This window comes from Citrobacter sp. RHBSTW-00859 (assembly GCF_013729795.1).
GTDB lineage: Bacteria > Pseudomonadota > Gammaproteobacteria > Enterobacterales > Enterobacteriaceae > Citrobacter > Citrobacter braakii.
Map to the genome: position 1 here is coordinate 1,327,853 of NZ_CP056284.1, position 14,709 is coordinate 1,342,561.

Sequence of the window (14,709 nt, forward strand, 5' to 3'; positions counted from 1 at the left end):
TTACAAGACTTTATGCGGGCCGAAGCATTCGTAATGAATGTTCTCGTTTTTCACGCCCAGGCCGACCAACTGCTTCGCGGCAAACTGCATAAAGCCAACCGGACCGCACAGATAAAACTGCATCGCCGGATCGCTGATTGCGCCTTCCAGTTTGTTCAAATCCATCAGACCAACGCTATCAAACGCACCTTTCGCGCGATCGGCTTCGGTTGGCTCACGATACCAGGTGTGTGCGCTAAAGCGTGGCAGCGTTTTGCCCAGTTCATTCACTTCATCGGCAAAGGCATGTACATCGCCATTTTCTGCCGCGTGGAACCAGTTAACCTGCGCCGTATGATTCGCTTTTGCCAGCGTATCCAGCATCGCCAGCATCGGGGTCTGACCTACGCCTGCTGAAATCAGAGACACTGGGGTTTCGGTCGCGACGTCCATAAAGAAATCGCCCGCAGGTGCGGCTAAGTGAACGACGTCGCCCACATTCGCATGGTTGTGCAGCCAGGTGGAAACCTGACCACCGTCTTCACGCTTCACAGCAATACGGTAGCCTTTGCCATCGGGTTTACGGGTCAGTGAGTACTGACGAATTTCCTGATGTGGGAAACCTTCCGGCTTCAGCCAGACGCCCAGGTATTGCCCCGGATGATATTCAGCCACTGCGCCACCGTCGACAGGTTCAAATTCAAAGCTGGTGATAAGCGCACTGCGTGGGGTTTTTGCCAAGATGCGGAAAGGACGGGTACCTTCCCAGCCGCCATTTTTATTGGCATTTTCGCTGTAGATCTGCGCTTCACGGTTGATGAAAACGTTCGCCAGCACGCCGTATGCTTTGCCCCATGCATCCAGAACTTCCTGGCCTGGGCTGAACATTTCGTCCAGCGTTGCCAGCAAATGGCCACCTACGATGTTGTACTGCTCCGGCTTAATCTGGAAGCTGGTATGCTTCTGCGCGATTTTCTCAACGGCAGGCAACAGCGCCGCCAGGTTCTCGATATTGCTGGCATACGCGGCAATAGCGTTAAACAGCGCTTCCCGCTGATCGCCATTACGCTGGTTACTCATGTTGAAGATTTCTTTCAGCTCTGGGTTATGCGTAAACATGCGATCGTAGAAATGGGCGGTCAGCTTCGGGCCTGTTTCAACCAGCAGGGGAATGGTGGCTTTCACTGTAGCGATGGTTTGTGCGTCAAGCATACGGTCTTCCTTTATCTGAAATTTTAATGATGTATGTCAAATGCATCTTATAAAAAATACCCCTGCATTGTAAATGGTTCTTTGTAACTTTGCGTTGTAAAGGTTACATCGTGAAAAATCTGCATCACAAACCTGAAAAGAAATCCGTTGAAATTCAGCAGACCTTTGTTCTCCAAAGCCTTGCGTGCCGTGAAGGTAATCGTTTGCGTAAAATCCTTTGTCAAGACCTGTTATCGAAGAATGATTCGGTTATACTGTTCGCCGTCGTCCAACGGGACTGCCTTTTTAGGCCGAAATTCTATTGTTAGCTGAGTCAGGAGATGCGGATGTTAAAGCGTGAAATGAACATTGCCGATTATGATGCCGAACTGTGGCAGGCTATGGAGCAGGAAAAAGTACGTCAGGAAGAGCACATCGAACTGATCGCCTCCGAAAACTACACCAGCCCGCGTGTTATGCAGGCGCAGGGTTCTCAGCTGACCAACAAATACGCTGAAGGTTATCCGGGCAAGCGCTACTACGGCGGTTGCGAGTACGTTGATATCGTTGAGCAATTGGCTATCGATCGTGCAAAAGAGCTGTTTGGCGCTGACTACGCTAACGTACAGCCGCACTCCGGCTCCCAGGCTAACTTCGCTGTTTACACCGCTCTGCTGCAACCGGGTGATACCGTTCTGGGTATGAACCTGGCGCAAGGCGGCCACCTGACTCACGGTTCCCCGGTTAACTTCTCTGGCAAGCTGTACAACATCATCCCTTACGGTATTGATGAGTCCGGTAAAATTGACTACGAAGATATGGCTAAGCAGGCCAAAGAGCACAAGCCGAAGATGATCATCGGCGGCTTCTCTGCTTACTCCGGCGTTGTTGACTGGGCAAAAATGCGTGAAATCGCCGACAGCATTGGCGCATACCTGTTCGTTGACATGGCGCACGTTGCGGGCCTGATCGCCGCAGGCGTTTACCCGAACCCGGTTCCACACGCACACGTAGTGACCACCACCACCCACAAAACCCTGGCAGGTCCGCGCGGCGGCCTGATCCTGGCGAAAGGCGGTGACGAAGAGCTGTACAAAAAGCTGAACTCCGCGGTGTTCCCAAGCGCGCAGGGCGGCCCGCTGATGCACGTGATCGCGGCGAAAGCCGTGGCGCTGAAAGAAGCGATGGAGCCTGAGTTTAAGGTTTACCAGCAGCAGGTTGCCAAAAACGCCAAAGCGATGGTGGAAGTGTTCCTGAACCGTGGCTACAAAGTGGTTTCTGGCGGTACTGAAAACCATCTGTTCCTGCTGGATCTGGTTGATAAAAACCTGACCGGTAAAGAAGCTGACGCCGCGCTGGGCCGCGCTAACATCACTGTTAACAAAAACAGCGTGCCGAACGATCCGAAGAGCCCGTTTGTGACTTCCGGTATCCGTATCGGTTCTCCGGCTGTAACTCGCCGTGGCTTTAAAGAAGCGGAAGTGAAAGAGCTGGCTGGCTGGATGTGTGACGTTCTGGACAACATCAATGACGAAGCCGTTATCGAGCGCGTCAAAGGTAAAGTTCTGGATATCTGCGCACGCTTCCCGGTTTACGCGTAATTCTGCTTAACGCAAAACGAAAGGCCGCTGACGCGGCCTTTTTTAATGCCTGATAGCGCTGCGCTTATCAGGCTGCTATCACAACGACTTCAGCGCTACGCCTTCATCGCACAGTTCTTCCTCGCTTACCGCTCGTCCTGAATGAATTAACTTACGCAGTGCGCGCACTTCGCGTCCGTTGTTGAGCGCTACTGCGCCAATTAGCTTCCCATCACGCAGGTGGAACCAGATAGCCTTGCCGTCATCCGGATTGCCACGACAGAACCATGTTTGCCCTTGCATATCGCCAACAAATTGCAGATTGTCATTAAATTGGTCGGTCCAGAACCAGCCTGGCGTCTTCTCCGGCAACGGCAGATTAAGCATTGCGGCAGCGGCAATCTGTGCCTGGTTATTGGCATTTTCCCAGCTTTCTACTCGTTCTAACGAACCGTCGGGCTGGCGCGTTATCGCCACATCACCGGCGGCAAAAATCGCGGGATCGGAGGTGATGCAGGCGGAGTCAACGATAATACCGTTAGCCGTCTCCAGCCCCGCTTCGCGAGCCAGCGCATCATTCGCCACGATACCGATGCCATAAACCAGCGCATCGGCCTGTAGCGTCTCGCCGTTTTGCAGGGTAAGCGAGAGAAACTCTCCCGCTTCAGCGTACTCAATGGCGCTGTTGAGCAACACCCGCCCCCCTGCCTGTCGGTGGCGGTTTAGCAGATAGTCGCGCACCGGAGCAGGGGCGTTGCGACCCATTACCGTTGAGGCCAGCTCCACTAACGTCACCCGACAGCCGCGTTGGATCGCGCTGGCCGCTAATTCCAGGCCAATGGTGCCCGCACCGACAATCACAATCGACTTACCCGGCAGCAAGGCACCGCACAGACGCTCGGCATCTGTGGCGTGACGCAGGGTAAAGCAACGTTCGCCCAGTTTATCCAGTAGCGGCAGCGGTCTGGCGGCGGCCCCGGTCGCCAACAGCAACTGCGACCAGCGGTAAGACTGACCATCGGCGAGTATCAGCGTGCGCGAGGTGCGGTCAATCTGACGCAGCGTGACGCCAAGATGCAGCTGTACGTTGTTCTCCCGCCACCAGTCAGCGTTCAGGATCGGCTGTCGCTGTGGATTTTCGTCCAGCAGCATCGCTTTGGAGAGCGGAGGGCGTTCATAGGGCAAATACGGCTCATCGGAAAACAGATGCAATTCGCCGTTAAATCCTTGCTGACGCAGTGCGACGGCGGCCATTGCCGCAGCCTGACCACCGCCGACGATAGCGATAATTTTATGGCTCATAACGCCTCCTCAGAGATCCAGTCCGGCGGCAACGTGACGAATACCGCGAATGCCCAAACCGGCATCGGCATTGATCATCACGCCACTCAATGTGCGATTGTTGCGCTTTGACGCCAGCATCACATACGGGCCGGTAAAATCCGCTGGCTCAGGAAAAAACTGCAACGGCAAAATGGCGGCGATTTTTTCCGGCGTCAGCGACTGCATAATCGACGTATCGCCCTGGCCCAGCGCCTGTGGGCCGCGCAGATCGGTCGCCATACCGCACGGACCGACGCCGTTGACGCGCACCTTTGGCGCCAGCTCGTAGGCTAACTGGCGAATCAACCCGGTGGCGGCATGTTTAGAGGCGGTATACAACGGACCGCCGCCGCCGGGATACCACGCCGCGTTGGAAAGGGTAAAGATGATGTTGCCTTCGCTGGCGATAAGCGCAGGGGCGCAGGCTTTTGCACCCAGCAAATAGCCCAGCACGTTGACGTTAAACAGCTCATGAAAGCCGCTCTCCAGCGCGTCCGCTGGCGTATTGACCAGCGAGGCGTTGTGATCCCATATCCCGGCGTTGCCGATCAAACAGTCCAGGGTGCCGTAGCGCGCCAGAATTTGATCCACCGCGCGCTGATAGTCGGCGTAGCAGGTGACGTTGCCTTCTACTGCCAGCACATGTTCGCCAAAACGTTGGCGCAGGCTGGCGACTTTGGCTGGCGAAAGTTCCAGCGTGGCGACCCGCGCGCCTTCCTCAATGAAACGCTCGACCAGCGCCAGGCCAAGACCGGAGCCGCCGCCGGTGATAAAGACCACGTTATCGCGTAAATCGCTCATCTCGCGTCCTCTGGAATATCAACGAACACATCGCTACCTTCCACGTACACCGCGTAGGTGGTCAGCGGATCGGTGGCAGGTAAACACAACGCCTTACCGGTTTTCAGGCAGAAACTGGCGGCATGTAGCGGGCATTCCACCGTCGCATCGTCTTCCAGATAACCTTCCGACATCGAGGCATTACCGTGGCTACAGCGATCGTTAATGGCATAAAACTCGCCGCCAACGTTGAACAGCGCGATGACGGGCGAGGTGTCGAGCCGGAGCGCTTCACCCTCCGGCAAATCCCCTACGGGGCAGGCATAAATACGACTCATCAGAACAATACACTCAGGTTATGGGAGGTGATCACCGCTTGATCCAGCACGATCTCACGCTCCAGTAAGCGCCACTCATCGCCCGGTAAACGGCGCACTTTGTCCATGCGCATGCCGACGTAAAAGGTTTCATCGCGCTCTTTTTGCGCGCGATACAGCAGATAGTTAAGGCGCACGGCGAACACATCCGGCACTTCGGTTTCACTGACCTGGCAGTTGCTGATCAGGTGTCGGGTACGCGACGGCGGCTCCTCTGCCCAGGCCATTCCGGTTTCCAGTCGCGCAATACGACGTTCAAGCTGATCTTTGTTGTCGTTAAAAATCCAGGTGGTTGGCGGCTGCACGCCTTTGCGACGGTCGCGCGTCTGGGCATTGACCGTTGTGCGCATGGTATAGCGAATGTCGTCATCCAGCTGTGCCAGCCAGTCGCGAAACTGCCAGTCATCCAGCAGGCTGGCTTCATGGTAGAGAAACTGCGTAATGCGGTGATGCAGTTCCAGGGAAACTAAAGCACTCATTTCATCACCTCCTGCTGGTAAGCGGCGGTTTTTTCCTGCACTTCCTGCCAGCTTTCGCTGCTGAGTAAATCAGCCCAGCGCTGATACATGCCGCGGGCGGCGGTTTCTGAGAAGATGTAGTTGGTGATCCCCGGAATGCCGTCTTCACGACGTTTCTCCTGACCTAACCCCATTTCCAGGCACAGTTTGCTATTACGCGCCCGATGGCCCTTCAGCAGTTTTTGAATTTCACACCAGTTTTCCGAGTCGTCCTGCTCAAGGAATCCGGCGGGGCCAAAAGCGCGCGTAGCGCTGTTTTCAAATGCGGCTTTCACTTCATCAGAGGCGGCTTTATCGGTAATACAGAACGCCCACACTTCAACCTGATCAGGACCGCGCGGATGCCAGACGCGCAACGTAGCGGTACCATTGAGCCAGGAAAGCGTTGGAAAAATGTTGTTGTGACCGGCCAGACGCAGGGCACGAACCTTACCCAGACGCTGTTCAGCTTCCGCGTAGGTGTCGCGGTAGTAGCTGGAGACTTCGCCGTCGACCCACACGTTGGCATCCGGCTTTTCGGTAAAGAAGAAGCCGCTGCCGTGCCCGTCCTGGCCGAACTGTAGTGCATCTTTGGCGGTTTCCCACACCGGGCGAGCGGTTTGTCCGTCACCGAGGCGTTTATCGCTACCGTCGTCTTTTGCCCCCAACACCTGCACAGCGGAGGCATGACTGAACAATGCGTGATACTGATCGCTGGCAAACTGTTCGGCGGGGAATTTCCAGTTACAGTCGATGGTCCACTTCTGTACGCCGCCGACGATTTCTGTGCCGCCTTCGCGGCGGTCAAGCACACCGTCGAGATACCACGCGATGTCGCCGAGATAATCGCGTAGCGTGGGCGCGGTGGTGTCCCAGTTGCCGAAAATCAGCCCTTTATAGCTCTCTACGCCAGGAACTTCGTTCAGTCCCCAGTGCGATTTGCATAGCCCTTGCGGGTAAGCGCGAGGCTCCAGCGGGACGTCGATCAGCTCGCCATTGATACCGTACGACCAGCCGTGATACGGGCAGGTAAAGGCGCGAGTGTTCCCGCAGTCGGCGTAGCTGACGCGCATCGCCCGGTGGCGGCACTGGTTGAGAAACGCTTTGATGCTGCCGTCTTTCTGGCGAACCACCACGACCGCATCCTCGCCCATGTAGGTGTTAAAAAAATCACCGGCTTTGGGGATTTGGCTTTCGTGGGCGAGAAATAGCCAGCAGCGCCCGAAGATGCGCTCCAGCTCCAGTTGGTAAATTTCTGGGTCAGTATAAATCCGTGGGGTTACACGACCGTTTTGCGTGTCGATCAGTTGGTAGATGTCTAAATTTGAGGGTGTGGTCATATTTTTTAATCCTGAAAGATAAGATGTATTGACCTTCTATTTTTGTGCCATAAGGATGTTGCTGGTTAGTTATCAATCTGTGAAATAGTAAATTTCTACCAGTTGAGACATTTTTTCGATAACAAGGAGAAGGGCATGGAACTGAGGCACTTACGCTATTTTGTGGCGGTGGCGCAGGCGCTGAATTTCACCCGGGCGGCAGAAAAGCTGCATACCTCTCAGCCGTCGTTAAGCAGCCAGATCCGCGATCTGGAAACCTGCGTGGGCGTTCCGTTACTGGTGCGGGACAAGCGAAAAGTTGCGCTGACGGCGGCGGGGGAGTGCTTTTTACAGGACGCGCTGGCGATCCTTGAGCAGGCGGAAAATGCCAAAGTTCGCGCCCGTAAAACGGGGCAGGAAGATAATCATTTCGCTATTGGTTTTGTCCCTTCCGCTGAGGTGAATTTGCTCCCGAAAGTGCTGCCCTTATTTCGTTTAAAACAACCGGATACGCACATTGAGCTGGTAAGCCTGATAACCACCGAACAGGAAGAAAGGATCCTCAACGGAGAACTGGACGTGGGCTTAATGCGTCACCCGGTGTACAGCCCGGAGCTGGATTATCTGGAGCTGATTCATGAGCCGCTGGTCGTGGTGTTACCGGTGAATCATCCGTTAGCCAATGAGCAAGCGATCTCCGCAGAACAGTTACACGGCGTAAATTTTGTCAGTACCGATCCCGCTTATTCCGGGGCGCTAGCGATGATTGTCAAAAACTGGTTTCAGCAGCAGGAAAGCCAGCCCAATATTGTGCAGGTAGCGACCAATATTCTGGTGACCATGAATCTGGTCGGCATGGGGCTGGGGGTGACTTTGATACCCGGTTATATGAATAATTTTAATACCGGGCAGGTGGTTTTTCGGCCAATCGTCGGTGAAGCGCCAACGCTGGCATTGTTGATGGCATGGAAGAAGGGCGAGCTAAAGCCCGCCCTGCAGCAATTCATCGAACTGGCACAACGCCAGAGGATAGAGTAAACCGCTATTTCACGAGAACGGTAATCGTGGCTGTACCGCTAAATTTACCTGGGGCTGGCGTTCCACCGAGGAGATTGATCGGCCATGCCTCCAGGCTGATGCGCCCCTCGCCGGTATCACCGATAGCGATCAACCCATTTGTGAACGGGATATTGATGTGGGTGTCGTCGATACGAGCCATTCTCACGCCGATGTTCGGGATATTATCGGCCTCCCGGCGGCGGGCGACTAACGTGTACTGATCAAGCACATCATCGCCATCAATCCTCATTTCCATATCATTGTTGATGCTTGATGTATCGCCACAGTTGTAGACAATATCAAAATTGACTGGTGTATAGCCGTCCGGCATCTCATTGCGGGTAGTGAAACGACTGGTGTTGATATAACCGAGATCGACCTGAATGACGTCGCCCTGGTTGATTTTACAGTCCTGGGGCACGGTAATGCTCCCCTGGATGTGCAGCTCGGCGATATTTCCCAGGCTGTTCATTAACGGAGGGGAGGTCGTCGTGCTCCATCCGGCCCGTACGGAGGCGATTGGGGTATCTGGAATCACCAGTTCACCTAAGAAGGGTTTGGTGACGTACAGCGTAAAACGGGTACGTGCGCCAATCGTCACCGGCGCGGCGCGATTCTCCGCCGGATCGTCGGTACACACGCTGCCTTTGGTGTTGTTTATTTCATACGAGCCGCTTTCTCTCAATGGGTCACGGTTTGTCGGTAAGACGGCTGTGGCGCCGGGAATATCGTCAACTTCGGTTTTAATATCCAGATTATCATTCAGATGGTAAAAGCCGCTGAGTTGACCGTTTCCGGATAGCGCGCTGGTGACCGTATAGAACAGCGCCACTTTGCTACCCGCGCCACAGTCGCAATCAATTTGATAGGCACCGCCCGAGAGCGGTGTCGGCAGCTCCAGCGAGGTTCCGGCGACGTTCTGGGCTTGTGTCCAGTCGCTGGAAACATCGGCGTTAAAGCGACCTGCTGCGGCGCAGGACCCGTTCTCCGCGTAGACCGGGGCGATAGATAGCGCCAGCAGCGCGGCGGCAATCCCATTTTTCATCCACGAATTCTTTATTGGCATAGTGCGTTCCCATTATGTATTGCGGCGCTGCGAGCGGCATCTTCCTGCAGGCTGAAGGTAAACTGGCACTGTTGATCAGGCTGATTGCCCCAGCGCACGGACCACCTCTGCGGCTGATTGTTCACGCCGGTGATATACAGCACGCCGCCTTCATCGACGATGCTTTGCTGCGTCTGGCTGCTGGCTACTGCGCCGAAGGGCAGCGCATTCCCTCGCGCATCGGTGAGTTTTAACAGCACGCGGTAGCCGGTCTGGGCAATAAAATGCGCCGTTACGGCGGCACCGAGATTAGGCACCACGGTACGCACGGTTTCGGTCACATCGACATTATCCGGCATCATAGTGGTATCGAGAGAGATAGCATTTTCCTGATACGCGGTCAGATAGGGGATAATGGCATAGCCAAAATAGTCGGTGGCGATGCCCGGATAGTTTTTCACCCGGATACCTGCCGCGCCGTTGGCGTCAATCAGCGCAAAGGCATTACCCAGCGGCTGCGACAGCGTCACGCCGTGGGGATGGGCGACAATACCGCCGGAGAGGCCGTAGCTCATCTGTTGGCTATTGCTGCTGTGGTCGTAGCCCGCATTCATGGTGCCATAGGCAGAGCGATAGCTGCCGTACAGGCTGCTGCTATCACCGCCGCCGCCTTCGCTTTGCCGCTGTTTGAGGCTATAGCTCAGTCGACGGTCTTCCAGCAGCGAGCCGTTGATACCCACTTCGTGCTGTGTGGCGCGATCGCGTTGATCGGTGGTGCGCCAGGTTGCCCGCGCATGCGACAGCCAGCGATCCAGCGGTACGCTCAGGCTGAGCGACAGCGTGCGATCGTTGTCGCTGTCCTGCGAATCGGTGAACTGGCCGCTGAGGTTATAGCTCACGCCCCATAGATTGCCGTTCAGGCCGATGGACAGGTTTTTATCCTGCCCCCCGCGATCCCAGTACTTCTGCTGCGAGCCGGAGGCGTAGAAGCTGATACCAGAAAACAGCGACTGGCTGACGGTGAACTGAGCTTCATTGCGCAGGCGGTCGTCGGCGCTGATGTCCTTCTGGTTGGCGTCGGAGAAGTTGAAATAACCGCTGCTGGTGTAGCGATAGTAGCTTACTGACACGCTGGTGCCGCTTTCCGGTAGATCTTTGATGTACTGGGTACGCCAGCTGTAGCCGTGATAGTTTTCATCGTTATCAAGCTGGGTATCCGCACGGCTGACATCCATCGATACCGCTCCAAGTTCGCCGAGTGTAGAGCCGAGACCCAGCGCCAGCGCCCGATAGTCCTGCGAGGCATTCAGGCCACCGTACAGGGTCAACACGTTGTTCAGGCCATAGCTGGCGGTGCTTTCAAGGAACTCCGGTTCGTTGCTGTCCTGCGAGCTGGCGGCGCGAAAGCGCCCGGCGGTGGCGCTGTATTTGAGATATCCCGGCCTCTGCATCTGCGGTAGCGCGGAGAATGGCTGGACGAAGTGCCGCACGCTACCGTCGGCCTCTTCGATAGTGACGTCTAAATCGCCGCTGAAGGAAGAGGGGTAGAGGTCGTTGATTTCAAAAGCGCCGGCCGGGACATTGCTTTGATACAGGGTGTAGCCGTTTTGCCGTACCGTGACGATAGCGCTGGAGTTGGCGATACCGCGAATGGTCGGCGCAAAGCCGCGCTGGCTGTTGGGCAGCATGGTTTCATCGGAGTACAGCCGCACGCCGGTAAACTGATAGCTGGTGAATACTGTGCCTTCCGTTGCGCTCTCGCCCATTACCAGCTGCGATTTCAGACTTTTGATATCCCGCTGCAACCAGCTATTAATGCTCTCCCAGCGTGTGTCGTTATCGTTGTGCGTCCAGGTGGAATAATTGCGCAGCCGCCAGGGGCCGATATTGGCGCCGTTTTGCATATTCAGATACTGGTGCTGGGTGTTATCGCTTTCGTATTGGTTCTGCGAGCCGCTAAAGGCGTAGTTGGTAAACAGCACCGGCATACCGTCGTCCCAGCGGGAGGGGGCAATATAGCCGCGGGCGTCGCGGTACAATGCAATCTGCGGCACGCTGAGATTCAGCCGGCTGTGGTTGAAGTCGAACTGAGAGACGCTGCCGGGGATGGCCTGCGCCAGATCGGCAATTATCGTACGGTTGTCCTGCTCAGCAAGCTGCGGATAGTTGTCGATCTTAAAGCCTAACTCACGTAGCTGCCCAAGGGTGAACTGAGGAATCAGCTGGTGGTCTTTACCGGCGATGAACGGCAGCGTACGTTGTACCGTTTTCTTTTTATTAATATAAATATCAACAATATATTCACCAGGGAGCTGGGCGTTATTCTGAGAAAATACGTTGAGATCCACTGCCCGCTGGCCACTTTTCTCCGTTTCCAGCAGCGCCGGGTCAAAATAGAGATCGCTGGCCCAGGCCTGGCATGCGCTCAGGCATCCGCTGACAATCGCGCAATGTATCCAGAAAGAGAGCCGTTTCGTGGTTAATAAATGCGGTGTTAATTGCACCATTTCGCTTGTCATTCCTTGAGAGCTATTATCGTATGGTCAACATGGGGTACGGCTATTGCAGCGTTCGGGTTTCCGTTTTGGTGGCCCCGCCGTAGTCGTTAATGGCTGCCCACTGCACCGTTTTCCCTGCAGAAGCGGGAACCTCGATCTGTTTATGCTCGCCGGGAGCGATATAGTCGATTTTACTGGTGAGATCGGTTTTCCCGAGCGCAATACCGGCAAAGACGACGTGATAAGCCGATGGGGGTAATGACTCCAACTTACTGATAGTGTTTTATGTTCAGATAATGCCCGATGACCTTGTCATGCAGCTCCACCGATTTTGAGAACGACAGTGACTTCCGTCCCAGCCTTGCCAGATGTTGTCTCAGATTCAGGTTATGTCGCTCAATGCGCTGAGTGTAACGCTTGCTGATTACGTGCAGCTTTCCCTTCAGGCGGGATTCATACAGCGGCCAGCCATCCGTCATCCATACCACGACCTCAAAGGCCGACAGCAGGCTCAGAAGACGCTCCAGTGTGGCCAGAGTGCGTTCACCGAAGACGTGCGCCACAACCGTCCTCCGTATCCTGTCATACGCGTAAAACAGCCAGCGCTGACGTGATTTAGCACCGACGTAGCCCCACTGTTCGTCCATTTCCGCGCAGACGATGACGTCACTGCCCGGCTGTATGCGCGAGGTTACCGACTGCGGCCTGAGTTTTTTAAGTGACGTAAAATCGTGTTGAGGCCAACGCCCATAATGCGGGCGGTTGCCCGGCATCCAACGCCATTCATGGCCATATCAATGATTTTCTGGTGCGTACCGGGTTGAGAAGCGGTGTAAGTGAACTGCAGTTGCCATGTTTTACGGCAGTGAGAGCAGAGATAGCGCTGATGTCCGGCAGTGCTTTTGCCGTTACGCACCACCCCGTCAGTAGCTGAACAGGAGGGACAGCTGATAGAAACAGAAGCCACTGGAGCACCTCAAAAACACCATCATACACTAAATCAGTAAGTTGGCAGCATCACCGGGGTTGCTGTTTTTGTCATCCGGGTCGTGGTTGAGCTGGTATTCGAGACCATCAAGTGAGTAAACGGGGCTATGGATCAGAGAGTAACGACCATCCCTGTCACGGTGATGTGAGATGTATTGAGTTAAGGACAATTTACTAAGAACAGAAATAGCAACCCCCACTTACCAGATATATCTCTTTAAGATAATAATAAAAACCAGTACGCGGCGAGCATAATGGATGACCCCCTAGCAGGCACCGGCGCTGGCTTTTACGGACAGAAATGTTTGTTTATTTTACTCAGAAAACATGCCACAAACAGAAATTAACCAATAATCATATTGTTTTTTTTATTCCAATTCAATGATTATTTTCTTCGTCGGCATTTTTCAGGTTTGTTTCTGCCATTTTTCCGCTTTTGCTATAGCCTAATTCAATGCTTCACAAGCGATAAGTTCTTGGCTACGGTCCAGCAACCCCATTGAATTAGAATGACTATCACTAAAACCAATCAACACTATCAACAACTGGAAGCAAATCCGAAACTTTCATCTTGCCCGTGTAAACCTTGGTTTGCCCTTGGTTTGAATGTTCGTGGCCTATCGTTTGCTGAACAAGTGTGAGGGTGTGCTTTGCCTGAATCTCAGTTACGAAAGTGTGACGTAAGCTGTGCACAATACGTCTATTTTTATAATCATCAAGATAATCAATACCCAATTGCTCACGTATCGCATGGAAAAGCCGCGTTACCTGACTTGTATTAGTGATTTCTGGGAACAAGTTGGTATCTGCCTTTTTGCTATCCAAATAATCCAAAAAACCCATATTGATCAAACGTTGTGAGATAGGAACCTGTCGAATCCCCGCCTCAGTCTTACTATCTCCGATCATTATGTAATACCGTTGGCTATCGTCGTCCAAGCGCACATCTGAAACCCTCAGTTTTGCGATTTCAGAACGACGGGCCCCTGTATACGCTAGCAACAAAAAACCCCATTTATTCCAACCATCTAATGTCGCGAAGTGTTCTACCATCTTTCTCATTTCTGTACGATTGTAATGGCCGTAGCTGTGACTTTTTGCTTCATACTTGACGTTGTTTGTAGGCGGTAATTCAAGAATATCCTCTTCTTTAGTCAGGTAGGTTGAAAATAACCCCTGACAAAGTTTCAGATAATCTTTGACCGTTTTTGATGAAACTAAGTCTTCTTCTGGAACTTCATCCAAATCTAAACATTGCTGGATAGTCATCCTGTTGTATGGCCTCTTGTTTTGGCGAGGAAGACCTTCAACGACTTCAAGCAAGTGTTTAATATCGCGCCGAGTGATTTCAGTAACTAACGTATCAGCACCAAGAACCATCTCTATCACTTCATAATATTTCTCATTACCCTGTCGAATCTTAGGCACCCAATCAGACTTAAATGCGAGAAATCCCTGCCATGCCTTAGATAAAGTAATCCCAGAGGCCAATGATTCTTCAGGTTTATCGGCTACGGTAGGCGCATAGTGGTTGTCTGGGCGCATGGAGTTAACAATCTGTTGGTAATCAGAATGTCGCTGATCCATAAAGGCTATATGTGCATCGCAATAGTGTCTCCAGAGGAGGTCATACTGTGAAGCCACATTATCGATTTCATCCTCCATGCCCGTAAGATCAAACTGGCTACCAAGTTGTTCTATAACTGAATCTGTCGATAGCGGCTCAACATCTTGTTTGAAGGTTCCATCAAGTAGCAATCCAACATCAAGCGCAATACGTTTTTCACGGGCCAATGAACCTGATTTTCGCAAGGTACTACGTACAGTAGAGGGGATTTTTTTCGCTGCGGCATAAAAACCTGCCTGAATTTCAAGCAAATACTTATCAATATCGTCTTGTTCTAACTTCTTCATTTTCTGCACTATATCCATTAATAGCGTTGGTTCCATCTTGGACGATTTTACAAGAGAAATAAACATAGAGAGGCGAGAAGATATAAATCTTGCTCTGTTGGCTGAATCGCTACCCAAAGACATGCGAAAGAATCGGCCTGTAGATAGCCTGAAATGAAGG

At 53.3% G+C, this 14,709-nt stretch carries 12 protein-coding genes and 1 pseudogene; 2 read left to right on the forward strand and 11 right to left on the reverse strand.

The window, feature by feature from the left end:
* Complete coding sequence (hmpA, locus tag HV302_RS06525; protein WP_191212336.1) at positions 1-1,191, reverse strand: NO-inducible flavohemoprotein; 1,191 nt, start codon at positions 1,189-1,191, stop codon at positions 1-3.
* Between the two features lie 326 nt (positions 1,192-1,517).
* Here hmpA and glyA point away from each other — a divergent pair, with 326 nt between their 5' ends.
* Positions 1,518-2,771: a serine hydroxymethyltransferase gene (glyA, locus tag HV302_RS06530; RefSeq protein WP_003835277.1), complete on the forward strand. Its 1,254-nt coding sequence runs from the start codon at positions 1,518-1,520 to the stop codon at positions 2,769-2,771.
* Between the two features lie 78 nt (positions 2,772-2,849).
* Here the strand turns inward: glyA and hcaD are convergent, their stop codons facing one another.
* Genes hcaD through hcaE form a run of 5 tightly spaced genes read right to left on the reverse strand, consistent with a single transcriptional unit; the run spans position 2,850 to position 7,067 of the window.
* Entirely contained in the window at positions 2,850-4,052 is a 1,203-nt protein-coding gene (gene hcaD / locus HV302_RS06535; protein ID WP_181627069.1) for a phenylpropionate dioxygenase ferredoxin reductase subunit, read from the reverse strand.
* 9 nt (positions 4,053-4,061) lie between these two features.
* Positions 4,062-4,874, reverse strand: a complete 813-nt coding sequence (gene hcaB / locus HV302_RS06540) for a 3-phenylpropionate-dihydrodiol/cinnamic acid-dihydrodiol dehydrogenase (RefSeq protein WP_019077395.1) — start codon at positions 4,872-4,874, stop codon at positions 4,062-4,064.
* Positions 4,871-5,191 carry a 3-phenylpropionate/cinnamic acid dioxygenase ferredoxin subunit gene (gene hcaC / locus HV302_RS06545; protein ID WP_016154025.1) on the reverse strand — a complete coding sequence of 107 codons (321 nt, stop codon included), beginning with the start codon at positions 5,189-5,191 and terminating at the stop codon, positions 4,871-4,873. Before hcaC ends, hcaB begins: the two co-directional genes overlap by 4 nt.
* The gene (hcaF, locus tag HV302_RS06550; protein ID WP_016154024.1) at positions 5,191-5,709 is read right to left on the reverse strand and encodes a 3-phenylpropionate/cinnamic acid dioxygenase subunit beta; all 519 of its coding nucleotides are present in this window, start codon (positions 5,707-5,709) and stop codon (positions 5,191-5,193) included. The genes hcaC and hcaF overlap by 1 nt, the downstream gene beginning before the upstream one ends.
* On the reverse strand, positions 5,706-7,067 hold the full coding sequence (hcaE, locus tag HV302_RS06555; protein ID WP_047358252.1) for a 3-phenylpropionate/cinnamic acid dioxygenase subunit alpha: 1,362 nt from the start codon (positions 7,065-7,067) through the stop codon (positions 5,706-5,708). The genes hcaF and hcaE overlap by 4 nt, the downstream gene beginning before the upstream one ends.
* Before the next feature lie 135 nt (positions 7,068-7,202).
* Between hcaE and hcaR the strand changes: the two genes are divergently transcribed.
* Entirely contained in the window at positions 7,203-8,084 is an 882-nt protein-coding gene (gene hcaR, locus HV302_RS06560; RefSeq protein ID WP_019077393.1) for a DNA-binding transcriptional regulator HcaR, read from the forward strand.
* Positions 8,085-8,088: 4 nt separating this feature from the next.
* On the opposite strand, the gene HV302_RS06565 is transcribed toward hcaR, so the two are convergent.
* The 5 genes and pseudogenes from HV302_RS06565 to HV302_RS06585 form a co-directional block, all read right to left on the reverse strand.
* On the reverse strand, positions 8,089-9,150 hold the full coding sequence (locus tag HV302_RS06565) for a fimbrial protein (protein WP_326928799.1): 1,062 nt from the start codon (positions 9,148-9,150) through the stop codon (positions 8,089-8,091).
* Between the two features lie 11 nt (positions 9,151-9,161).
* Positions 9,162-11,657 carry a fimbria/pilus outer membrane usher protein gene (locus tag HV302_RS06570; protein WP_181627071.1) on the reverse strand — a complete coding sequence of 832 codons (2,496 nt, stop codon included), beginning with the start codon at positions 11,655-11,657 and terminating at the stop codon, positions 9,162-9,164.
* Positions 11,658-11,709: 52 nt separating this feature from the next.
* Positions 11,710-11,901: pseudogene (locus HV302_RS06575) on the reverse strand (fimbrial biogenesis chaperone); the annotation flags it as partial.
* A 16-nt stretch (positions 11,902-11,917) separates the two neighbouring features.
* Positions 11,918-12,615 (reverse strand): IS1 family transposase gene (locus tag HV302_RS06580; RefSeq protein ID WP_223429336.1). Its coding sequence is split into 2 segments (ribosomal slippage): positions 11,918-12,366 and positions 12,366-12,615, totalling 699 coding nucleotides; the frame shifts between segments, so codons are not numbered across the junction.
* 539 nt (positions 12,616-13,154) lie between these two features.
* Positions 13,155-14,672 carry a tyrosine-type recombinase/integrase gene (locus HV302_RS06585; RefSeq protein WP_442780528.1) on the reverse strand — a complete coding sequence of 506 codons (1,518 nt, stop codon included), beginning with the start codon at positions 14,670-14,672 and terminating at the stop codon, positions 13,155-13,157.
* Positions 14,673-14,709 lie beyond the last annotated feature (37 nt).

What these genes read in the sequence shown, in the direction of transcription:
- hcaD (WP_181627069.1), bottom strand. Translation starts at nt 4,052, where the DNA reads ATGAGCCATAAAATTATCGCTATCGTCGGCGGTGGTCAGGCTGCGGCA.
- hcaE (WP_047358252.1), bottom strand. Translation starts at nt 7,067, where the DNA reads ATGACCACACCCTCAAATTTAGACATCTACCAACTGATCGACACGCAA.
- hmpA (WP_191212336.1), bottom strand. Translation starts at nt 1,191, where the DNA reads ATGCTTGACGCACAAACCATCGCTACAGTGAAAGCCACCATTCCCCTG.
- hcaB (WP_019077395.1), bottom strand. Translation starts at nt 4,874, where the DNA reads ATGAGCGATTTACGCGATAACGTGGTCTTTATCACCGGCGGCGGCTCC.
- glyA (WP_003835277.1), top strand. Translation starts at nt 1,518, where the DNA reads ATGTTAAAGCGTGAAATGAACATTGCCGATTATGATGCCGAACTGTGG.
- HV302_RS06585 (WP_442780528.1), bottom strand. Translation starts at nt 14,672, where the DNA reads ATGTCTTTGGGTAGCGATTCAGCCAACAGAGCAAGATTTATATCTTCT.
- HV302_RS06570 (WP_181627071.1), bottom strand. Translation starts at nt 11,657, where the DNA reads ATGGTGCAATTAACACCGCATTTATTAACCACGAAACGGCTCTCTTTC.
- hcaC (WP_016154025.1), bottom strand. Translation starts at nt 5,191, where the DNA reads ATGAGTCGTATTTATGCCTGCCCCGTAGGGGATTTGCCGGAGGGTGAA.
- hcaF (WP_016154024.1), bottom strand. Translation starts at nt 5,709, where the DNA reads ATGAGTGCTTTAGTTTCCCTGGAACTGCATCACCGCATTACGCAGTTT.
- HV302_RS06565 (WP_326928799.1), bottom strand. Translation starts at nt 9,150, where the DNA reads ATGAAAAATGGGATTGCCGCCGCGCTGCTGGCGCTATCTATCGCCCCG.
- hcaR (WP_019077393.1), top strand. Translation starts at nt 7,203, where the DNA reads ATGGAACTGAGGCACTTACGCTATTTTGTGGCGGTGGCGCAGGCGCTG.